We start from the raw sequence: 20,125 nt of genomic DNA, 5'->3' as shown, positions 1-20,125 counted from the left end.
TTCTCTCCCCTCCAATGAGAACCGGCGGGTAGGTCGCGGGGCAACCACCCTACGGGGTGCGGAAACCGACGCCCGGCACGCGGACGGCCCCGCCTCCCCCTGTTCGGGGGTGACGGGGCCGCCGTCTGCCACGGGTGGCGCCGTGGTCGTGACGGGTCCTCAGACCGCGATCGCGACCTCGGTCTGGGCGCCCTGGGAGGCGACCACGACGCGGTCCACGGTCGCGCCCGGGACCAGCGCGCGCAGCGTCCACTTGCCCGGACGGGCGAAGAAGCGGAACTGCCCGGTCGCCGAGGTGGGCACCTCGGCCGTGAACTCGCCACCCTCGTCGAGGAGGCGGACGTAACCGTTGACGGGCTCGCCGTCGCGGGTCACGGAACCCTGGATGATCGTCTCCTTGGCCACGTCAACTCCTGCCAGGTCGGGGCCGCCGGCCTTCGCACCGCACATGTCTGTCTTCCTTCCTTACGGTTCGAGCGCCGAGGCTCAGTTGTCGCCGAGCTCGATCGGAACGCCGACCAGGCTGCCGTACTCGGTCCACGAGCCGTCGTAGTTCTTGACGTTGGTCTGGCCGAGCAGCTCGTGCAGCACGAACCAGGTGAGCGCGGAGCGCTCGCCGATGCGGCAGTAGGCGATGGTGTCCTTCGCCAGGTCGACGCCCTCGGCGGTGTAGAGCGCCGCGAGCTCGTCGTCCGACTTGAAGGTGCCGTCGTCGTTGGCGTTCTTGGCCCACGGGATGTTGCGGGCGGACGGGACGTGGCCCGGGCGCTGCGACTGCTCCTGCGGCAGGTGGGCCGGGGCGAGCAGGCGGCCGGCGAACTCGTCGGGCGAGCGGACGTCGACCAGGTTGAGGGTGCCGATCGCGTTCACCACGTCGTCGCGGAAGGCGCGGATGGACTTGTCCTGCTCCTGGGCCTTGTACTCGGTCGCGGCGCGCTCGGGCACCTCGGCGACCAGCTCGCGGGCGTCCAGCTCCCACTTCTTGCGGCCGCCGTCCAGCAGGCGGACGTCGCCGTGGCCGTAGAGCTTGAAGTACCAGTAGGCGTACGAGGCGAACCAGTTGTTGTTGCCGCCGTAGAGCACCACGATGTCGTCGTTGCCGATGCCCTTCTTGGAGAGCAGCGCCTCGAAACCGGCCTGGTCGACGAAGTCGCGGCGGACCGGGTCCTGCAGGTCCTGCTTCCAGTCGATCCGGACGGCGTTGCGGATGTGGTTCAGGTCGTACGCGGCGGTGTCCTCGTCGACCTCGACGACGACGACCTTCGGGTTGTCGAGGTTGGCCTCGACCCAGTCGGCGTCGACCAGGACGTCACTGCGGCTCATGGTGGTGTCTCCATCCGGGGGCGGTACTGCGGAAGGTGTGTGCGGGCAGCGCCCGGCGGCAGCCCGTACCGAACGTCGTCTCGTATGACGAGACACGGGTGGGTGCAGCCGGGATGGGGCAAGAGATCGGGAGGCCGAGTCGGCCACGGCAGGAAATACCAGGCCAGAGGTGCTCGGCGGGGTGGACGGGGCCGGACGTACCGGTCAGAACCGCCCGGTCAGCGCATTCGACACAGGCAGGCGGACACGCGGCACAGGTCTACCGCCCGCCGCTTCGTGAGGTCCGCCTGTCGCTTCATGCCGACGATGCTAGGGAACCGAAACGGCCGCTGTCATCAGCATGTCGAATGCTGAGACGAATCCGCTCACATTCCGGGATTCCGCCGGACTGCGCCGCTCAGCGGCACGGCCCGGGCCGCCCGGCGGGGCGCCCGGAGGCCGCGGCGGCGATCGTCATGGACACCGCGTCTCGACAGGCGGACGTCAGAGCGGGAGCGCGAACCCGATCCAGGCCAGCGGGGCGGCCACCGCCACCGGCAGCACCACCCCGGCGGTGAAGTGCACGAACCTCGACGGGAAATCGTACGAGGCCACCCGCCGCCCGACCAGGGCGCCGACCGTCACCAGCACCGCCTGCACCGGCGGACCGCCCGCCAGCACCCCGGCGGTGGCGCCGAGCAGCAGCGCCGCGGCGGCGGCCACCGCCGCCGGGGCCGGGGTGGCCGCCAGCAGCACCGCGACCGCCACCGCCAGCAGCGCGGCCGGGGTGTGGCCGCCCAGCAGCAGCGAGGCCTCCAGCCCGGCCAGCACCACGCCGGAGGCCAGCACCGTCAGGGCGTAGAACCGCTCGGCCGGATCGGACGGCCGGAAGGTCTGCCAGACCAGCACCGCGACCAGGTACGTCCCGAGCGCACCCAGCAGCCCCACCGCCCCGGCACCCAGCACCGCGAGGTCCGCCACCACGCCCGCCAGCGCCACCGCCGCGATCCCCTGCCGGGCCGGCCACATCCCGTGCAGCCTGAACCACCCCACCGCGGTCAGCCCCTGAGCCACCGTCAGCCCCGCGGCCAGCCCGTACCTCCCGCCGGCCAGCGACGCCGCCGCCACCAAGGCGCACAGCCCCGCGGTCAGCCCGGCCACCGGCAACCCGGGCTCGACGATCGGCGTCCCGCTCCGACGGATCGGATCAGCTGTGAGGGTCATGTGGTGCTCCTCGAAAATTGGTAATCCCGGGGGCGCGGGGAACTGCGCGAGTCCGGAAGGCGGACCGGCGTGAGATCGGGGCCCGTCAGCCGGTTGCACTTGGTGCCGTTCCCCTGCGCGCAGTTCCTCGCGCCCCTGGGGCCTTCGGCCCCGAGGCCGCTCCAGGGCCGGAGGCCCGTCAGCCGCCGGCGAAGGGCGGGAGGGCCTCGACGGTGGCGCCGGGCGGGAGGTCGACGGTGGCGTGGTCGCGGTTGCCGACCTGCTCGCCGTCGACCAGGTAGGAGCAGTGCGCCAGCACCTGGTGCAGGCGGGTGTTGTCGGGGTGGCGCCCACGGATGGCCGAGAGGGCCTCGGCGAGGGTGGTCGCGGGCACCTCCTCCTCCGCCAGACCGGCGGCGGCCTTGGCCGCCGCCCAGTACCGCACGGTCACCCGGGCGGCCCCCGGGTCCGTCACCCGCGGGGTGGAAGTGTGGTCCGCGGTCGCCGTCATGGCTGTCCTCCTCCTACGTCCCCGCCCGGTGCGGCACCCCGGCCCTGCTGCCGGGGCACCCACGCCAAAGGTGTACACGTACGGTGCGGCCGGTGCGGCTCCCATGATGGACCGGCCCGCCCCGGATGCCGCAATGCCGCTGCTCGCGCACGGCGCGCGCGGCACCGGGAGAACGGCGCGGAGCGCCCCCGGGTCACGCCCGAACGGCCCCGGTGTGGCCCAGGCATCGTCGCGCGCCCCTCCCCCGGCGAGGGGTGGTCGGCTATTCTCGTGCGCAGAGAGGGACCTGGGCAGAGTCGCCCCCGGGTCCTTTTGTGCTTTCAGGACGTCACGTACGGATGGCCTCCGGAGGCCGGCGCCCCACCCGCGCCGGCCGTCCCGGGGGGCCGCCCGGCCCAAACCGCACAAGGACGTGCGGGGCGCGGACGGGCGGTGTGCGGCGGGAGCAGACCGGAAGGTTCGCGGATGAGCAGGGCAGTGACGGAGCACCAGGGGTTGCGGGACCCCGCGCGTGCGCCCCGGCCCGCACTGTTCACCCCCGAACCGGTCGTGTCTCGCCCCTCGGACGTCCCCACCCCCACCTGCTCCGTGGCCGACGCTCCGTCAGGACCGCCGGCCACGTCCGCGACGACCCGGAAAGGGGACCACCGGGTATGAGTTCACTCCTGCTCCTCACCAACGCCCTGCAGCCCTCCGCCGAGGTGCTGCCCGCCCTCGGACTCCTGCTGCACAACGTCCGCGTCGCCCCCGCCGAGGGCTCCGCCCTGGTGGACACCCCCTCGGCCGACGTGATCCTGGTCGACGGCCGGCGCGACCTGCCGCAGATCCGCAGCCTCTGCCAGCTGCTGCGCTCCACCGGCATCGGCTGCCCGCTGATCCTGGTGGTCACCGAGGGCGGCCTGGCCGCCGTCACCGCCGAGTGGGGCATCGACGACGTGCTGCTGGACACGGCCGGCCCGGCCGAGGTCGAGGCCCGGCTCCGGCTCGCCATGGGCCGCCTCCAGGTGGCCGTCGACGACAGCCCGATGGAGATCCGCAACGGCGACCTCTCGGTGGACGAGGCCACCTACTCGGCCAAGCTCAAGGGCCGGGTGCTGGACCTCACCTTCAAGGAGTTCGAGCTCCTCAAGTACCTGGCGCAGCACCCGGGCCGGGTCTTCACCCGGGCCCAGCTGCTCCAGGAGGTCTGGGGCTACGACTACTTCGGCGGCACCCGGACGGTGGACGTGCACGTGCGGCGGCTGCGGGCCAAGCTCGGCGTCGAGCACGAGCAGCTGATCGGCACCGTGCGCAACGTCGGCTACCGCTTCGTCGTCCCGGACAAGGGCGAGCGGGCGGCCGAGCGGACCACCCAGGACGCCTGACGGCCCGTCGGATTCCCGCCGGACCGAGCGACCGCGCGTCCGATCTGTCCGACTGTGCCCCGGCTCGTCCGGGGCCGGTCGGCCGGACGGCGGGTATCCCCCCTTCCGACCGCGAGCCACCCGCGTAGACTCCCCCCGTGGCCAAGGTGACGCGCGACGATGTAGCCCGACTGGCTGGGACTTCGACCGCGGTCGTCTCCTACGTCATCAACAACGGGCCGCGCCCGGTCGCGCCCGCGACCAAGGAGAAGGTGCTCGCGGCGATCGAGCAGCTCGGCTACCGGCCGAACAGCGTCGCCCAGGCGATGGCCTCCCGGCGCACCAACCTGATCGGCATGGTCGTCCCCGACGCCCGCCAGCCCTTCTTCGCCGAGATGGCGCACGCGGTGGAACGCGCCGCCTCCGAGCGCGGCAAGCTGGTGCTGATCGGCAACTCCGACTACGTGGACGACCGCGAGGTGCACTACGTCCGCGCCTTCCTCGGCATGCGGGTCTCCGGCCTGATCCTGGTCAGCCAGGGCCCCTCGCAGCGGGCCGCCGAGGAGTTCGCCGCGATGGAGGGCGCCAAGGTGGTGCTGCTGCACCGCCGCCCCGAGGCGATCGACGACGTGGCCGTCACCACCGACGACGTCGGCGGCGCCGAGACCGCCGTCCGCCACCTGCTGGAGGAGCACGGGCACGCCTCCGTGGTCTGCTTCGGCGGCCCGGTCGAGTCCCCCGCCCCCGGCGACCCGGTCATCGACCACGTCGAGGGCTGGGAGCGGGCCATGACCGCCCACGGCCTCCCGGTCGAGCCCAACCTGGTGGACGCCCCGTTCCACCGCTACGGCGCGTACGAGGTCGCCGTCGAGCTGCTGCGCTCGCCGGACCGCCCGACCGCGATCTTCTGCTCCACCGACGACCAGGCGCTCGGCGTGCTGCGGGCCGCCCGCGAGGTCGGCCTGCGGGTGCCCGAGGACCTGGCGGTGGCCGGCTTCGACGACATCCCCGAGGCCGCGCTGGCCGACCCGCCGCTGACCACCGTCGCCTCCGACCGGGACGCGATGGCCCGGGCCGCGGTCGACCTGGTGCTGGACGAGTCGCTGATGGTGCCGGGCTCGGAGACCGAGCGGGTGCGGACCTTCCCGTCCCGCCTGGTCATCCGCCGTTCCTGCGGCTGCGGGGGCCCCACCGACGCCTGACCCGGGCTGAGCAGGCTTTATGAGAAGTCAACGGGCTTCTCGGCCGCCTCTGACCCCGCTCTCATCCGGCTCTCATCGGACGGGCGGAGCTTGGAGGGCATGAGCGACCAGCAGCGAAGCACCGAAGACCAGGGTCCTTACGTCTACGCCGACTGGACCACCCCCGCCGTCGAGCCCGAGCCCGCCGCCGCCGTACCGGTGAGCCACGCGAGGAAGGGCTTCCTCAAGGGCCGACTCGCCCTGGTGACCGCCGTCGCGGCGGCCGCCGCCCTGATCGGCGGCGTCACCGGCGGCGTGGTCGCCGGCGACCGCTCCACCGCCACCGCCTCGGGCTCCGGCTCCACCGTGGTCAGCCCGGTCTCCTCCAACTCCGACGGCACCGCGAACGTCGCCGCGATCAACGCCGCCGTCTCCCCCGCCGTCGTCCAGATCACCGTGAAGACCGCCACCGGCACCGCCACCGGCACCGGCGTGGTGCTCACCGCCGACGGCCAGATCCTGACCAACTACCACGTGATCTCCGGCGCCGTCAGCGGCGGCGGCCAGGCCACCGTCACCTTCAAGGACGGCTCCACCGCCAAGGCCACCGTCACCGGCACCGACGAGTCGATGGACGTCGCCGTGATCACCGCCTCCGGCGTCAGCGGCCTCAAGACCGCCACCCTCGGCGACTCGGACGCCATGCAGGTCGGCGACTCGGTGGTCGCCATCGGCAACCCCGAAGGCCTCACCGGCACCGTCACCTCCGGCATCATCAGCGCCAAGGACCGCCCCGTCACCGTCCAGGTCGACGACTCCACCACCAGCGGCAACGGGGGCTTCGGCTTCCCGCAGCTGCCCGGCCAGCGGTCCAGCGCCTCGAACAGCGGTGCCACCGCCAGCTACAAGGCCCTGCAGACCGACGCCGCGCTCAACCCCGGCAACTCCGGCGGCCCGCTGATCAACTCCTCCGGCCAGGTCATCGGCATCAACTCCGCGATGTACTCCGCCAGCGGCTCCAGCGCCACCGCCGGCTCCGGCAGCGCCGGCAACGTCGGCCTCGGCTTCGCCATCCCGATCAACGACATCAAGCAGGTACTGCCGAAGCTCCAGGCAGGGCAGCAGCTCTGACGGAGAATGACAGCAGCCAGACCGCCCGAGGAAAGGCCCCGCGCCGATGACCCCGCCCGCCGACGACCGCACCCCTGCCGAGGCACTCCAGGGCCCCACCGCCCGGATCCTCGTGGTCGACGACGAACCCGCCCTCCGGGACGCCCTGGAGAGCAGCCTCGCCTTCGAGGGCTACGAGGTGACCACCGCCACCGACGGCTTCGAGGCCCTGGACGCGGTCGAGCGCGACCGCCCCGACCTCGTACTGCTCGACATCATGATGCCCCGGATGGACGGCCTCACCGCCGTCCGCCGCATGCGGGCCCGGGGCGACAGCGCCCCGGTCCTGATGCTCACCGCCCGCGACGCCGTCGGCGACCGCGTCACCGGCCTGGACGTCGGCGCCGACGACTACCTGGCCAAGCCCTTCGAGCTCGACGAACTCCTCGCCCGGGTCCGGGCGTTGCTCCGCCGCTCGGCCCTGGCCAGCGAGGCCGCCGCCCGGGCCTCGGCCGAGGCCGAGTCCAGCGAGGTGCTGGCCTTCACCGACCTGCGGATGAACACCGCGACCAGGGAGGTCACCCGGGACGGCAAGCCGATCGAGCTGACCCGCACGGAGTTCATGCTGCTGGAGATGTTCCTCGCCCACCCGCGGCAGGTCCTGACCCGGGAGCAGATCCTCAAGGCGGTCTGGGGCTTCGACTTCGAGCCCTCCTCCAACTCCCTGGACGTCTACGTGATGTACCTGCGCCGCAAGACCGAGCAGGGCGGCCTGCCGCGCATCATCCAGACCGTCCGCGGCGTCGGCTACGCCCTCCGCACCCCCACCGGCGCCGCGACGTGAACCGCCTCGCGGGCTGGTACCGGGGGCGCTCGCTGCGCAGCCGGCTCGCGATGCTCACGGCCGCCGCCGTGGCGGTGGCCATCGCCCTGTCGGCGCTGGCCTGCTGGTTCATCGTCAGGGACCGGTTGTACGGCCAGGTCGAGCAGACCCTCTCCGACGCACAGCTGCCCAGGGGGCCGGGCCTGAACCTGTCCTGCGCCCCGACGGCCGCGGAGGCGCTGACCGGCGCCGACAAGGCCGGCTCGCATCCGTTCCCCAACCGCTTCGACGTCGAGTTCGTCAACGCCGACGGGGTGTGCTTCCCGCTCGGCGCGGAACGGGCCATCAGGGTGCAGCCCTCTGACCTCGTCGTCACCGGGATCACGATCCGCGACGGGAGCTACGCCGACGGCACACCCGCGATGGTCAAGAGGTCCACCTCCTCCGTCCGGGACGCCCAGGGAAACCTGAAGAGCTACACCCTGCTGACGGCGGTACCGGTCGACAGCGTCCAGGACTCGCTCCAGCAATTGGCCCTGCTGCTCGCCGGCGTGGCCGCGCTCGGCGTGGTCGGCGCCGGGATCACCGGGCGGCTGGTGGCGCGCTCGGCGCTCAAGCCCGTCGACCAGCTCACCAACGCGGTGGAGCACATCGCCCGCACCGAGGAGGTCGGCACCACCATCCCCGTCCGCGGCGACGACGAACTCGCCCGGCTGTCCTCCTCGTTCAACTCGATGTCGACCGCCCTCGCCAACTCCCGGGAGCGGCAGATCCGGCTGATCGCCGACGCCGGGCACGAGCTCCGCACCCCACTCACCTCACTGCGCACCAACGTCGACCTGCTGATCCGCTCCAACGACACCGGGCGGCCGCTCCCCGAGGCGACCAGGACCAAGCTGCTGGGCAGCATGAAGGCCCAGATGCAGGAGCTCACCGTCCTGATCGGCGACCTGCTCCAGCTCTCCCGCCCGGAGACCTCCCGGCCCGAGCGCGAGCACACCGTGGTGGCCCTGCACGAGCTCGTCCACCGCGCCGTCGAGCGGGCCCGGCTCCGGGGCCCGGGCCTGCAGTTCGCGCTGGTCGTCGACCCCTGGTACGTGCACGGGGACGGCCCCGGACTGGAGCGGGCGGTGATCAACCTGCTGGACAACGCGGTGAAGTACTCCCCGCCCGGCGGCACCGTCCAACTCGCCCTCCAGGACGGCCGGCTGACCGTCCGCGACCACGGGCCGGGCATCCCGCCGGACGAGCTCCAGTACGTCTTCGACCGCTTCTGGCGCTCCCCGTCCTCCCGCCAGCTCCCCGGCTCCGGGCTCGGGCTGTCGATCGTGGCGCAGGCCGTCCAGGACGCCGGCGGCGAGGTCGCGCTCGGCCCGGCGACCGACGGCGGCCCCGGCACGGTGGCCACCGTGCGCCTGCCGGGGCAGGCCACCGCGCCGTAGAAAGAGGAGCGGGGCTCCCCTCCCGAAGGAGAGGAGCCCCGCTACAGACCTCGACGGAGCGTCAGTTGACGTCCTCGCCGATGCCGATGACCTTGATGCGGTCCTGGGCCGGGACCTTCAGCGGGGCCGAGGCGGTGGAGTTCGCGCCCAGGTAGGCCGCGAAGACGTCCAGGTCGGAGGCGCCGACCAGCTTGTCGGTGCCGGCGGTGAAGGTCGGGAAGCCGTCGCCGCCGCCCTGCAGGAACTCGTTGGCCGCGACGCGGAACTTGGCGTTGACGTCGATCGGGGCGCCGTTGAACTTGACGTCCGCGATCCGGTCGGCGCCGGTCTTGTTCAGGTTGAGGGTGTAGGTCAGGCCCTTGGAGATCTGGAGGATCTTCGGGGCGGCCTGGTTCGGGCCGCTGACCTGCTCCTGCAGGACCTTGACGATCTGAGCACCCGTCAGGGTCTTGACCTGCATCATGTTGGTGAACGGCTGGACGGTGAACGCCTCGCCGTAGGTCACCACGCCGTCGCCCTCGGCGCCGCTGGCCTTGTAGACCAGGTCGGAGCGGATGCCGCCGGGGTTCATGAAGGCGATCTGGGCGCCGCCCTTGTCGGCCGGGGAGAGACCGGCGAGCTGGGCGTCGGCGATCACGTCACCGAGCGGCTTCTCGTAGGCGGTGGAGCCGCGGCCGTTGATGTCGGCGCCGATGAAGCCGAGCGGGCGGTTGGCGATCGGGGCGGCCAGCTTGCTGTAACGGCCGATCAGCTCGGTGACGTCCGCGGCCTTGTCGACGGTGCGGCGCACCACGTGGTTGGCGGCGGTCACCGAGGGGCGGACGATGGCGCCGGTGCGCTTGTCCAGCTTGAGGTTGATCTCGGTGTACAGCCGGCCGAAGGAGGCGGCGCTGGTCACCGAGCGCGGGACGCCGTTCGGGTCCGGGATCGCGCAGGCGTAGGCGTTGTGGGTGTGACCGGTGACGATGGCGCCGATCGCCGGGTCCAGGCCCTTGGCGATGTCGACGATCGGGCCGGAGATGCCCTCGCCGGCCGCGCCGCAGTCGTAGTTGTAGGTGGTGGAGGCCGGGTAGCCGCCCTCGTGGATCAGCGCCACGATCGAGTCCACGCCCTGGCGCTTGAGCTCCTTGGCGTACTTGTTGATGGTCTCGATCTCGTCGCCGAACTTCAGGCCCTTGATGCCCTCGGCGGTGACGATGTTCGGGGTGCCCTCGAGGGTCGCGCCGATGAAGCCGACCTTGGTGCCGCGGACGTTCTTCACCCAGTACGGCTTGAGGATCGGGCGGCCGGTCTTCTCGTTGGTGACGTTGGCGGCCAGGTACTCGAAGTCGGCGCCGCGGAACTTGCGGCCCTTCTCGTAGCAGCCGTCGGTCGGGTGGCAGCCGCCGTTCTGCAGGCGCAGCAGCTCCTTGTAGCCCTCGTCGAACTCGTGGTTGCCCACCGAGGTGACGTCCAGGCCGACCTTGTTGAGCGCCTCGACGGTGGGCTCGTCGTGGAACAGCGCCGACACCAGCGGGCTCGCGCCGACCAGGTCACCGGCCGCCACCGTCACCGTGTTGCGGTGGCCCTCGCGGGCCTGGCGCAGCGAGGTGGCCAGGTACTCCATGCCGCCGGCGGGGGTGTCGACCACCTTGCCGGTGGCCGGGTCCACCTCCTTGATGTTGCCGGAGGAGCCGGCCGGGGGCTCGAGGTTCCCGTGCAGGTCGTTGATGGCGAGGATCTGGAGGTCCTCGGTCTTCGGCTTGTGCCAGTTCCAGTCCCAGTCCCAGCCGTGTGCCGAGGCAGTGCCCGGCACCAGCAGGGTCCCGAAGAGACCGATGGCGGCGGCCGCGGCGTACGCCGGGCGACGGAAACGGCCGGTGCGGCCGGAGTTGGACATGAGGGTTCCCCTGCACCGTTGGGGCTCCGCCGTGGGACCGGAGCCGAAGAGGTGGTGTGACCACCGCAGCCTAGGGTCAACGCGCGTAGCTGTCAGGACCCCGCGAGTAACGAGAGGGTTTCCATCCCCCGAAGAACCGTCAGCCGCCGGGCACCACCACACGCCTGGACGGTGCCTACGCCGACCTGCTGCGCGAGCTGACCCGCGATCCGTACCTGCTCGACTTCACCGCCTCGGGGCCGACCGGGCCGAGCGCGACCTCGAGGACGCGCGGGTCGCGCACGAGGTGCTGGACGGCAAGCGCTAGCCCAGGCGCCAATGGTGCAGCAGGTTGCTGCCCGATTGGCGGGACGTCAGACCCCCGGCTCCGCCGCGAGTTGGCGCTCCGCGCGGTGGCGTTCGGCGACTGCGTCCTCGGTCATGGCGCGGTCGGTGTAGACCAGGGGTCGTTCGGTCTCGGTGATGATGTGTTTGACGACTTGGACGTTGCCGTTGACGTCCCAGACGGCGATGCCCGGGGAGAGGGTGGGGATGATCTCGACGGCCCAGCGCGGGAGGCCGAGGACGCGGCCGGTGGCTCTGGCCTCGTCGGCCTTCTGCATGTAGATGGTGCGGGTGGAGGCCATCTTGAGGATGGCGGAGGCCTCCTTGGCGGCGGCGCCGTCGACCACGTCGGAGAGGTGGTGGACGACCGCGACGAAGGAGAGGCCGAGGCGGCGGCCGAACTTCAGCAGGCGCTGGAAGAGCTGGGCCACGAAGGGGCTGTTGATGATGTGCCAGGCCTCCTCGACCAGGAAGATGCGCTTCTTCCGGTCGGGGCGGATCCAGGTGTGCTCCAGCCAGACGCCGACGATGGCCATCAGGATCGGCATCGCGATGGAGTTGCGGTCGATGTGCGAGAGGTCGAAGACGATCAGCGGGGCGTCGAGGTCGATGCCGTCGGTGGTGGAGCCGTCGAACATGCCGCGCAGGTCGCCGTCGACCAGACGGTCCAGCACCAGCGCCACGTCCAGGCCCCAGGCCTGGACCTCGTCGACGCCGACGCCGAGCGACTCCACCGAGGAGAGTTCGGGGCTGCGCAGGGTGTCGATGATGTCGTTAAGGACCGGCTGACGGCCCGTCACGGTCGCGATGACGTGGGCGTGGGCGGCCTTCAGGGCGAAGCCGGAGCGCTCGTCGAGGCCGCGTCCCATCGCCACCTCGATGATGGTGCGCAGCAGCGAGAGCTGGCCGGTGGTGGTGATCGCCGGGTCCAGCGGGTTGAGCTTGACCCCGCCGTCCCGGGCCGCCATCGGGTCGAGGCGGATGGACTTTATCCCCAGCGCGTCGGCGATCAGGTTCCACTCGCCGACGCCGTCCTCGCCCTGGGCGTCGAGGACGACCACCTGGCGGTCGCGGAAGCGCAGCTGCCGCAGCACGTACGTCTTCTCCAGCGCCGACTTGCCGTTGCCGGATTCGCCGAGCACCAGCCAGTGCGGGGCCGGGAGCTGCTGCCCGTAGAGCTGGAACGGGTCGTAGACGTACCCCTTGCCGGAGTACACCTCACGGCCGATGATCACCCCGGAGTCGCCCAACCCCGGTGCGGCGGTGGGGAGGTAGACCGCCTGGGCCTGGCCGGTGGAGGTGCGGACCGGGAGGCGGGTGGTCTCCACCTTGCCGAACATCAGGCTGGTGAAGGCGTCGGTGATGCTGCCGATGGCCATGGGGAGGACTCCAGATCAGGTCAGCGGCGGATGCCCGTGGCGAACGGGAGGGTGTTGACGAAGGCCCGGTGGTGCTCGCGGTCGCACCACTCCAGCTTGAGGAAGCTCTTGCCGGCCGAGGCCCGGATGGTCCGCTTGTCGCGGGCCAGTGCCTCGGGCGAGCGGGAGGAGACGGTGATGTAGCCGACCAGGTTGACCCCGGCGGCGCCGGAGGCCAGGTCGTCGCCGCGCTGGTCGACCCGGCCGGTGTGGGCCAGGTCGCGCGGGTCGATGGTGCGGTTCATCTTGGCGGCCCGGCTGGCCTCGGCCTCGTCGTTGGTCTTCTCGGTGAGCATCCGCTCGATCGCGACGTCGGTCGGCTCCAGGTCCATGGTGACGGCCACCGTGCGGATCACGTCCGGGGTGTGCACCAGCAGCGGGGCCAGGAAGTTGACGCCGACCGGGGTGAGCGGCCACTCCTTGACCCAGGCGGTGGCGTGGCACCACGGCTCCCGGGTGGTGGACTCGCGGGTCTTGGCCTGGAGGAACTGCGGGTGGGTGGCGTCGAGTTCGGCCGGCCAGGCGTTCCGCCGGGACATCGCCTGGATGTGGTCGATCGGGTGGTCCGGGTCGTACATCGAGTGCAGCAGCGAGGAGAGCCGGGCCTGGCCGAGCGGCTGGCGGACCCGGATGTCCGCCTCGGCGAGCCGGGCGCAGATGTCGGTCAGCTCACGGGCCATCACGGCGGCCAGGCCGTCGTCGTCCCGGGACTTGGCGCCGCCCGCCGTCCGGCCCATCGCGTGCGCCTCGGAGGCCAGGTCGCGGGTGTAGTGCATGCAGGCGACCAGGTAGGCCCGGTGCTGCTCGGAGGAGGTGGAGACCATCGACTGGAGCTGGTCGTAGGAGTCCTGGAGCCAGCCGGGCGAGGAGTGGTCGCCCCGGCGCTCCACGTCCTTGGCGTGCGCGTCAGGGTCGGCCGGCAGGGTGCGGGCCAGGATCTGCAGGCGCGTCACGAAGCCGTCGCCGTTGGCCACGTGCTTGAGCAGGGTGCCGAAGCGGTCGACCAGGGCCTCCTGGTCCTCCGAGTCGCGCAGGCCCACGCCGGGGCCCTCGATCTCGATCGCGGCGGTGACGGTGCGGCGCTCCAGGTGCATCAGCACCCCGACCTCGTCCGGGCCGAACGGCGCCGTCAGCCAGTACAGCCGGCCCACCCCGGGCGGCGGGCCGATCTCCACCTCGCGGCCGTCCAGCCGGGTGCCGGCGTCCACCACCTCGGACTTCCAGACCGCGCGGCCGCTGCGCAGGGTGCGGCGGTAGGTGCGGTTGATCTCCACCCACTTGTAGAAGGTGCGGCGCCGGTACGGCACGTAGACCGCGGCGATCGCGAGCAGCGGCAGACCGATCAGGCCGGCGATCCGCAGCGGCAGGATCGGCATCGCCAGGCCCCAGACCATGCCGAGGAAGGCCCCGAAGATGATCAGCACGATCTCCCCGGACTCCCGGTTGCGCCCGATCGGCGCGTTCGGCCGGGCCTTGCCGATCAGGTAGGTGCGGCGCTGGTGGGCGTACGGGGCGCCGTACTGGCCGAGCGGTTCGCTGCTCACGCGCGCATCACGCTCCCTTCACTGGGTTGGCGGCCGGGGCCTGGGCGGGGGTCTGCGGCGGGGGTGCCGGAGTGCGGGAGCCGTGGGCGGCGATGCCGGCCGCGGCGGCGCCGGTGCCGGTGGAGGCGTTGGCGGTGGCGGGGCCGCCGCCTCCGCCGCGGGCGCCGTGGGTGGAGATGCCCTGCTTGACCAGGTTGGCCGGGCCGTTGATCATCGCGGAGCCGGCCGAGACGGCGCTGGCGCGGGCGTGCCGCATCTGCATCAGCTCGTCGCCGAAGCCCGGCACGAAGCGGTAGACGGCGGCACTGGCGAAGATCGACAGGAACAGGATGGCCAGCCCGGAGAGCACCTTGGCGAAGTCGTCGGTGGCCCCGGCGCCGGTGGCCACCGCCCCGGCCAGGCCCAGGATGATCACGATGATCGGCTTGGCCAGGTCCACCGCGAGCATCACCCCGGCCCACCGCCGGACGTGCTTCCAGAGCTGCTTGTCGACCAGCCCGGCGTAGACCGCGGTGCCCAGCAGCGCGCCGACGTAGAGCATCGCGGCCCGGATCAGCAGCTCGATCCAGAGCACCGCGGCGGCCAGCACCGCGACCAGCGAGACGATGATCAGGATCAGCGGGCCGCCGCCCAGCGAGCCCTTCTCCAGGGTGTCCGCGAAGCCGCCCAGGTAGGTGCCGGTGTCGGACTTGGTGCCGGCCGCGATGGCGGCGGTCAGCCCGTCGGTGGCGGAGACCAGGGTGAAGAGCACCAGCGGGGTGAAGGCGGAGGCGATGACGGTCAGCCAGAGGAAGCCGATGGCCTCCGAGATGGCGGTGGTCAGCGAGGCGCCGCGGACCGCGCGCTTGGTCACCGCGAGCAGCCAGAGCACCAGGGTGATCACCGTGGAGCCGGCGAACACCACCGCGTACTGCTGCAGGAAGGAGGCGTTGGTGAAGTCGACCTGGGTGGTGGAGTCGATCGCGGTGGCCAGCTTCCGGGTGACCCAGGCGGCCGCCTCGGCGCAGCCCTTGGCCAGCGAGCCGAGCGGGTCGGTGACGCCGCCGAGGGTGCCGCCGCCGGGGCCGGTGACCACCACGCCGGGGGCGTCGGGGGCGCAGGCCCGGTCGGCGCCGGGCACCGGCAGGTTGCACTTGGCGGTCTGCGAGGGCGAGGGCGTCGGGTCGGCCAGCGCCCGGGCCGCCGTCAGCAGCACCAGCGCGGGGAGCGATCCGAGCACCGCCCCGGCCCGGAGCAGGCCGCGGCGGGCGGCTGTGGCAGCGTCAACGGGCATAGCGGAAGCCTCCGAAGTCCTGGACGGCGCCGGTGATCTCGTCGGCGGTGGCGGCCTGCTGGTCGCCGGGGAGGGGGGCCGGGCCCGTGCGGCGGGTGAAGTCGGTGAGCTTCCAGTCGCTGCCGGTCCAGCGCATGGTGAGGGTGAGGGTGAACCAGTTCTCGGAGACCGGCTGGGTCGAGCCGGGGCCGGCCAGGCCGAGCAGGCCGGTGCACCAGACCTCGACCACGGTCGCGGTGTCCGCCTGGTTGGTGAGCTTGGTGCCGACCGGCACGGTGCGGCTGACGAAGGTCAGCCCCTTGGCCGGCTTGCCCTTGTCGTCCAGGCCGAAGCCCGCCAGCTGCTGCGGCCCGAAGGCGGAGTCCAGCCGGGCCTTCAGCCCGGGCAGCGCGGTCGGGTCGGCCAGCGTGGTCAGCAGGGTGGCCCGGGTGTCGGCCCGGAACATCTCCTCGGAGCCCATCGCCACCGCGTAGTTGGCGGCGGCCGACTGGGCGCCCTGCGAGGTGTGCGGGTGCCCGACGCCGATCCCGTTGGAGGCGGTGGCCACCGGGAGCTGCCCGCTCGGCGCGGTGGTGGCGGGCTTGGGGGAGGCCGAGGCCGCCCCGTCGGAGGAGCCGGCCGGAGCACTGCCCCCCGGGTCCGGCTTGTCCCGGTTCGCGATCGAGACGGCGACCACCAGCAGGGCCACCACCAGCAGGACCGTCAAGAGCGTCCGCACCGGCCGGGCCTGACGCCCCGTCTGCTGCTGGTAGACGGACTGCTCGCCGACCGGCAGCCGCGTCCGGGTGTGCGGCTGGTCGTCGGACACCGGCACGGCGGCCCTCCTGGTACGGGGAGCCACCTGGGCCCCCTGGCTGGTACGAGCTGGTACGAGCGGTCCGCGCGGGAAGCGCGACACCCCGGCGGGGACGGCCGCTGCGAGGCCGCTCCGCCGGGGCAATTCTGTCTGATCGTCAGATGGCCATGCCGTACACAATGGTGAACAGAGTGGTGAGCGAACCGATGATGAACACGCCGGTCAGGCCCGCCACGATCAGCCCCTTGCCCTGCTCGGCGCTGAAGCTGTCGCGCATCGCGGTGGCGCCGATCCGCTGCTTGGCCGCCCCCCAGACGGCGATGCCCAGGCAGGCCAGGATGGCGACCGCCATGACCACCTGGATCATCGTGCGGGCCTCGGCGCCCAGGCTGGAGAACGGACCCCAGTCCGGCGCGATGCCACCGATGATCGTGTCGATGTTGGCCTTCTTCGGTGGGTCCTCCGCCAGGAGCCGGACCCGGTCACTCTGCACCACGCTGCTCAGGTTCATTCGTCTCACCGCCCGATCAGGCAAATTCAAGGCCCAGGACCGGGGTGGCGCGAAGGGCCGTACCCCATTCTTGGCCAGATCCGACTTCGACTTGGCTGTTTCTCGCGGATTGGTCGTGGAGCACGGGGCCCGTCCGCCAGGATGTCCACCGTACGAAGGATACCGCTCACCCTTTGTATCTGCGATGATTGCGATGAGCAATGCCTTCTGGGACACGGGAAACTGACGGTTCGTCGGGACGGTGCTGATGGTACTCCGGAAGGCGGGCGCGGCAGCGGCCGCGACCGGTCTGGTGGGTGTCGGTTTCGTCGGCGTGGTGGTGCTCGGCACCTTCGCCGCCAGCGGTACCCCGCAGGCCGTCCAGCCCAAGCTCGCGGGCCGCACCGTGCCGGCCGCCTACCAGCCGATGTTCCAGCAGTGGGGCTCCCTCTGCCCGGAGATCTCGCCCCCCATGCTGGCCGCGCAGCTCTACCAGGAGAGCGGCTTCAACCCCCGCGCGCAGAGCCCGGTCGGCGCCCAGGGCATGGCCCAGTTCATGCCGGGCACCTGGCCCGGCTACGCCACCGACGGCGACGGCGACGGCAAGAAGGACGTGTGGAACGCGGCCGACGCGATCGCCTCCGCCGCGGTGTACGACTGCTCCCTCGCCAAGGACATAGCGAAAATCCCCGGTGACCGGCAGTCGAATCTGCTCGCCGCCTACAACGCCGGGCCGTACGCGGTCATCAAGTACAACGGGGTCCCGCCGTACCGGGAGACCCAGGGGTACGTGAAGAACATCAAAACCCTCGCGGCCAACTTCACCGCGCCCGCCGAGGCCTCCCCCGGTGCGCCGGTGGTGACCCAGGCGATCTCCGCGCAGGCCTCCGGGGCGATCTACTTCGCCCAGACCACCCTCGGCACCCCCTACTTGTGGGGAGGGAACGGCTGGGAGTCCCAGGGCGGCCGCTTCGACTGCTCCGGCCTCACCGTGGCCGCCTTCGAGAGCGTCGGCATCAAGCTGCCCCGGGTGGCCAACGACCAGTGGAACGCCGGGCCGCACATCGACCGCAGCCAACTCCGGCCGGGCGACCTGGTGTTCTTCGCCACCGACCAAGGCGACCCGCGCTCCATCGACCACGTCGGCATCTACGTCGGCGGCGGCTACATGATCAACGCTCCGCACACCGGCGCGGTGATCCGCTACGACAAGATCGACCGTCCCAAGTACTACGGCGCCACCCGGGTCACCCCCGACGGCGCCCTCTCACTGCCGCGCTACCAGGCCGACGGCCAGATCGCCAGCGGCGGTCAGGGCACCGGCCGTGACCCGAAGGACAGTTGACGCACCGTCCGGAGCCAGGTTGACCGTGGACGTCCAGTGGACGGTCAGTCAAGTTTTCATAACGGTGCGTGAAACCTGAAACCGGTGCCGGGGTTCTCGCGTTGTGCCCCTTGTCAGTCAAATGATCAAGGGGCCGCGAGGGCCACGACGGAGGTGCGGCGTGTCGACGCTGCTGGGCGACACCGCCGGGCCCGACCTGGACCTGCTCAAGGCCGTGAACGGCCTCGCCGGATCAGCCCCCTCCTGGGTCGACTCCACCGTCGCCTGGCTCGGCGAATACGGCCTGCTGCTCGGCCTCGCCCTGCTCCTCGCCGTCGGCTGGCTCCAGGCCCGCCGCCGCCCCGACGCCCCGGTGGCCGTCGCCGGCCTGCTCTGGGCCCCGCTCGCGGTGGCCCTGTGCGAGCTGGCCAACCTGCCGATCTCCGCGATCGTCGACCGGCCGCGGCCGTTCGTCGACCACCCCGAGCTCGACGTGCTGGTGCACGGCAAGGAAGGCACCCTCTCCTTCGTCAGCGACCACTCGGCGATGGCGATGGGGATCGCCGTCGCGCTCTACCTGGTGAACAAGCGGCTGGGGCTGGCCGCCGGGGTGCTCGCCGTGCTCCAGGGCTTCGCCCGGATGTACGTCGGGGTGCACTACCCCACCGACGTCCTCGGCGGGTTCGCCCTGGCGGCCGCGGTCGTCCTGCTGCTCGCCCCGCTCGCGATGGCCGTCCTGGTGCCGCTCACCCACGCCCTCGGACGCACCGCCCTGCGGCCGCTGTTCGTCGCCGAGCCCCGCCGCACCGGCCGCCGCCGCATCGAACGCGACCTCGCGGCCTAGGCGCTTTCCTCGGGCAGGTGGGCCACCAGGCAGCGCCCCAGGGGCGCGAGGAACTGCGCGCGGGGGAACGGCAGCACGTGCAACTGGCTGACGGTGCCTAACTTGCCGGTGAGCCGCCTTCCGACCCGCGCAGTTCCTCGCGCCCCTGGGCCCCTGCCGGGTGGCCGTCGGCCGGATGCTCGGCGAGGTGTTCGGCGGCGTCGCGGCGGGACTTGTCGCGGCTGCGTCGGGCCGGGGCATGCCAGCCGCAGGTGCAGCGGGCGGTGGAGAAGGAGCCTCGTTCTTCGACCGTCACCCGGTGCTCGACGTTCACGCTCCTCACCGTAACGGCTCAACCGGACGGCGTGAAACGGAAACCGTGCGCCGGTCGGCCCGTAACCTCACCGACCCTCAACTCGTTGGCTCTGGAAGAGCTCTGAGGGGGTTGTACCCGATCGTGAAGCACACCGTCCGCACCACCGCGTCCGCCGCCACCGCCGCCCTGCTGGTCGCCGCCCTGGCCGCCTGTGGCGGCGCCGACGCCCACAAGCCCGGCAGCTCGGCCGACCAGCTCTCGGCCGACCCGCTGACCGCCGTCCGCAGCGCGGCGGACATCACCGGCCGCACCGGCTCCGCCAAGGCCGCCACCGAGCTGACCACCGAGTCCGCCGACAAGAAGGCGGTCTTCAAGGGCGCCGGCGGCTACGACTACGTGAAGCGGATCGGCCGGCTGGACATCGACGTGCCGCCCGGCGCCGCCACCACCGGCAAGATCGTGGAGGTCGTGCTGCCCGGCACGGTCTACCTGCAGAACAGCGGGGCCAAGATCCCCGAGGGCAAGTGGGTGAAGCTCGACATCCGCCAGCTCCCGGACGGGAACCTGGTGAGCAGCGGCGCCACCGATCCGGCCAGCGCCGCCGGGGCGCTGCGCGGGGCGGTCACCGCCGAGCTGGTCGGCACCGAGACGGCGGGCGGGGCGGAGCTCAAGCACTACAAGGGCACCCTCGACCTCACCAAGGCGGCGGAGGCGACCGGCGGCCGGGGCGGGGACGGGCTGCGGATGGCGGCCCAGACCTTCACGGTCAAGGAGGTGCCGTACGAGGCCTGGCTGGACGGGCAGGGGCGGCTGCACAAGGTGACGCAGACCTTCTCGTTCGCCGGGGTGGCCGGGTCCAAGCAGCCCAAGGACCAGGTCCGGGTGGTCTCCACGGTGGCGCTCTCCGAGTTCGGGCAGCCGGTGCAGGCCGCGGAGCCGGCCGCCACCGAGATCTACTCGATGAAGCCGTCCTCGTCCCCGGCCCAGTAGTGCGCCCGGGTGGTGCGCAGAGATGGCCCGTTG

The 20,125-nt window shown here is 72.1% G+C and carries 20 protein-coding genes; 8 read left to right on the top strand and 12 right to left on the bottom strand.

What is annotated here, in order from left to right; all coding sequences use genetic code 11:
• Positions 1 to 159: 159 nt before the first annotated feature.
• From ACWEPF_RS22080 to ACWEPF_RS22060, 5 genes are all read right to left on the bottom strand, one after another.
• A complete protein-coding gene (locus tag ACWEPF_RS22080) occupies positions 160 to 450 on the bottom strand; it encodes a DUF1416 domain-containing protein (RefSeq protein ID WP_057227860.1) in 291 nt (96 codons plus the stop codon).
• A gap of 36 nt (positions 451 to 486) precedes the next feature.
• Positions 487 to 1,323, bottom strand: a complete 837-nt coding sequence (locus ACWEPF_RS22075) for a sulfurtransferase (protein ID WP_345286861.1) — start codon at positions 1,321 to 1,323, stop codon at positions 487 to 489.
• Positions 1,324 to 1,541: 218 nt separating this feature from the next.
• Positions 1,542 to 1,622 carry a putative leader peptide gene (locus tag ACWEPF_RS22070; protein WP_350529122.1) on the bottom strand — a complete coding sequence of 27 codons (81 nt, stop codon included), beginning with the start codon at positions 1,620 to 1,622 and terminating at the stop codon, positions 1,542 to 1,544.
• Positions 1,623 to 1,806: 184 nt separating this feature from the next.
• The gene (locus ACWEPF_RS22065; RefSeq protein WP_452173854.1) at positions 1,807 to 2,526 is read right to left on the bottom strand and encodes a hypothetical protein; all 720 of its coding nucleotides are present in this window, start codon (positions 2,524 to 2,526) and stop codon (positions 1,807 to 1,809) included.
• 178 nt (positions 2,527 to 2,704) lie between these two features.
• Entirely contained in the window at positions 2,705 to 3,016 is a 312-nt protein-coding gene (locus tag ACWEPF_RS22060) for a MoaD/ThiS family protein (RefSeq protein ID WP_452173853.1), read from the bottom strand.
• Between the two features lie 653 nt (positions 3,017 to 3,669).
• Between ACWEPF_RS22060 and ACWEPF_RS22055 the strand changes: the two genes are divergently transcribed.
• From ACWEPF_RS22055 to ACWEPF_RS22035, 5 genes are all read left to right on the top strand, one after another.
• Positions 3,670 to 4,380, top strand: coding sequence for a response regulator transcription factor (locus ACWEPF_RS22055; protein ID WP_345286856.1), 711 nt, complete (start codon positions 3,670 to 3,672; stop codon positions 4,378 to 4,380).
• A gap of 137 nt (positions 4,381 to 4,517) precedes the next feature.
• On the top strand, positions 4,518 to 5,561 hold the full coding sequence (locus ACWEPF_RS22050; RefSeq protein ID WP_452173852.1) for a LacI family DNA-binding transcriptional regulator: 1,044 nt from the start codon (positions 4,518 to 4,520) through the stop codon (positions 5,559 to 5,561).
• Positions 5,562 to 5,660: 99 nt separating this feature from the next.
• Complete coding sequence (locus ACWEPF_RS22045) at positions 5,661 to 6,671, top strand: S1C family serine protease (protein ID WP_452173851.1); 1,011 nt, start codon at positions 5,661 to 5,663, stop codon at positions 6,669 to 6,671.
• Between the two features lie 46 nt (positions 6,672 to 6,717).
• Positions 6,718 to 7,494: a response regulator transcription factor gene (locus ACWEPF_RS22040; RefSeq protein ID WP_452173850.1), complete on the top strand. Its 777-nt coding sequence runs from the start codon at positions 6,718 to 6,720 to the stop codon at positions 7,492 to 7,494.
• Positions 7,491 to 8,915: a sensor histidine kinase gene (locus tag ACWEPF_RS22035; RefSeq protein WP_452173849.1), complete on the top strand. Its 1,425-nt coding sequence runs from the start codon at positions 7,491 to 7,493 to the stop codon at positions 8,913 to 8,915. The genes ACWEPF_RS22040 and ACWEPF_RS22035 overlap by 4 nt, the downstream gene beginning before the upstream one ends.
• A gap of 61 nt (positions 8,916 to 8,976) precedes the next feature.
• Here the strand turns inward: ACWEPF_RS22035 and ACWEPF_RS22030 are convergent, their stop codons facing one another.
• From ACWEPF_RS22030 to ACWEPF_RS22005, 6 genes are all read right to left on the bottom strand, one after another.
• Positions 8,977 to 10,794: a bifunctional metallophosphatase/5'-nucleotidase gene (locus tag ACWEPF_RS22030; protein WP_452173848.1), complete on the bottom strand. Its 1,818-nt coding sequence runs from the start codon at positions 10,792 to 10,794 to the stop codon at positions 8,977 to 8,979.
• A gap of 353 nt (positions 10,795 to 11,147) precedes the next feature.
• On the bottom strand, positions 11,148 to 12,497 hold the full coding sequence (locus ACWEPF_RS22025; protein WP_380149451.1) for an ATP-binding protein: 1,350 nt from the start codon (positions 12,495 to 12,497) through the stop codon (positions 11,148 to 11,150).
• Between the two features lie 20 nt (positions 12,498 to 12,517).
• The gene (locus ACWEPF_RS22020; RefSeq protein ID WP_452173847.1) at positions 12,518 to 14,080 is read right to left on the bottom strand and encodes an SCO6880 family protein; all 1,563 of its coding nucleotides are present in this window, start codon (positions 14,078 to 14,080) and stop codon (positions 12,518 to 12,520) included.
• 7 nt (positions 14,081 to 14,087) lie between these two features.
• Entirely contained in the window at positions 14,088 to 15,353 is a 1,266-nt protein-coding gene (locus ACWEPF_RS22015) for a hypothetical protein (protein WP_449796952.1), read from the bottom strand.
• The gene (locus ACWEPF_RS22010) at positions 15,343 to 16,167 is read right to left on the bottom strand and encodes a hypothetical protein (RefSeq protein WP_345286843.1); all 825 of its coding nucleotides are present in this window, start codon (positions 16,165 to 16,167) and stop codon (positions 15,343 to 15,345) included. The genes ACWEPF_RS22015 and ACWEPF_RS22010 overlap by 11 nt, the downstream gene beginning before the upstream one ends.
• 139 nt (positions 16,168 to 16,306) lie before the next feature.
• Positions 16,307 to 16,660 carry a hypothetical protein gene (locus tag ACWEPF_RS22005; protein WP_345286842.1) on the bottom strand — a complete coding sequence of 118 codons (354 nt, stop codon included), beginning with the start codon at positions 16,658 to 16,660 and terminating at the stop codon, positions 16,307 to 16,309.
• 247 nt (positions 16,661 to 16,907) lie between these two features.
• Between ACWEPF_RS22005 and ACWEPF_RS22000 the strand changes: the two genes are divergently transcribed.
• Together ACWEPF_RS22000 and ACWEPF_RS21995 are read left to right on the top strand one after the other, a co-directional pair.
• Positions 16,908 to 17,984 carry a C40 family peptidase gene (locus ACWEPF_RS22000; protein WP_345286865.1) on the top strand — a complete coding sequence of 359 codons (1,077 nt, stop codon included), beginning with the start codon at positions 16,908 to 16,910 and terminating at the stop codon, positions 17,982 to 17,984.
• Between the two features lie 160 nt (positions 17,985 to 18,144).
• On the top strand, positions 18,145 to 18,807 hold the full coding sequence (locus tag ACWEPF_RS21995) for a phosphatase PAP2 family protein (RefSeq protein ID WP_449796953.1): 663 nt from the start codon (positions 18,145 to 18,147) through the stop codon (positions 18,805 to 18,807).
• Positions 18,808 to 18,904: 97 nt separating this feature from the next.
• On the opposite strand, the gene ACWEPF_RS21990 is transcribed toward ACWEPF_RS21995, so the two are convergent.
• Positions 18,905 to 19,120, bottom strand: a complete 216-nt coding sequence (locus tag ACWEPF_RS21990; protein ID WP_380149452.1) for a hypothetical protein — start codon at positions 19,118 to 19,120, stop codon at positions 18,905 to 18,907.
• Positions 19,121 to 19,243: 123 nt separating this feature from the next.
• Between ACWEPF_RS21990 and ACWEPF_RS21985 the strand changes: the two genes are divergently transcribed.
• Positions 19,244 to 20,092, top strand: a complete 849-nt coding sequence (locus tag ACWEPF_RS21985) for a hypothetical protein (protein WP_452173846.1) — start codon at positions 19,244 to 19,246, stop codon at positions 20,090 to 20,092.
• The last annotated feature ends 33 nt before the right edge of the window (positions 20,093 to 20,125 follow it).

It is taken from the genome of Kitasatospora sp. NPDC004289 (assembly GCF_053602875.1).
This window is presented reverse-complemented; position numbering and strand designations above follow the sequence as displayed.

Excerpts from the sequence above, each read along its gene's own strand:
- ACWEPF_RS22080 (WP_057227860.1), bottom strand. The coding sequence starts at position 450 with ATGTGCGGTGCGAAGGCCGGCGGCCCCGACCTGGCAGGAGTTGACGTG.
- ACWEPF_RS22075 (WP_345286861.1), bottom strand. The coding sequence starts at position 1,323 with ATGAGCCGCAGTGACGTCCTGGTCGACGCCGACTGGGTCGAGGCCAAC.
- ACWEPF_RS22070 (WP_350529122.1), bottom strand. The coding sequence starts at position 1,622 with ATGAAGCGACAGGCGGACCTCACGAAGCGGCGGGCGGTAGACCTGTGC.
- ACWEPF_RS22065 (WP_452173854.1), bottom strand. The coding sequence starts at position 2,526 with ATGACCCTCACAGCTGATCCGATCCGTCGGAGCGGGACGCCGATCGTC.
- ACWEPF_RS22060 (WP_452173853.1), bottom strand. The coding sequence starts at position 3,016 with ATGACGGCGACCGCGGACCACACTTCCACCCCGCGGGTGACGGACCCG.
- ACWEPF_RS22055 (WP_345286856.1), top strand. The coding sequence starts at position 3,670 with ATGAGTTCACTCCTGCTCCTCACCAACGCCCTGCAGCCCTCCGCCGAG.
- ACWEPF_RS22045 (WP_452173851.1), top strand. The coding sequence starts at position 5,661 with ATGAGCGACCAGCAGCGAAGCACCGAAGACCAGGGTCCTTACGTCTAC.
- ACWEPF_RS22040 (WP_452173850.1), top strand. The coding sequence starts at position 6,718 with ATGACCCCGCCCGCCGACGACCGCACCCCTGCCGAGGCACTCCAGGGC.
- ACWEPF_RS22030 (WP_452173848.1), bottom strand. The coding sequence starts at position 10,794 with ATGTCCAACTCCGGCCGCACCGGCCGTTTCCGTCGCCCGGCGTACGCC.
- ACWEPF_RS22025 (WP_380149451.1), bottom strand. The coding sequence starts at position 12,497 with ATGGCCATCGGCAGCATCACCGACGCCTTCACCAGCCTGATGTTCGGC.
- ACWEPF_RS22015 (WP_449796952.1), bottom strand. The coding sequence starts at position 15,353 with ATGCCCGTTGACGCTGCCACAGCCGCCCGCCGCGGCCTGCTCCGGGCC.
- ACWEPF_RS22005 (WP_345286842.1), bottom strand. The coding sequence starts at position 16,660 with ATGAACCTGAGCAGCGTGGTGCAGAGTGACCGGGTCCGGCTCCTGGCG.
- ACWEPF_RS22000 (WP_345286865.1), top strand. The coding sequence starts at position 16,908 with ATGGTACTCCGGAAGGCGGGCGCGGCAGCGGCCGCGACCGGTCTGGTG.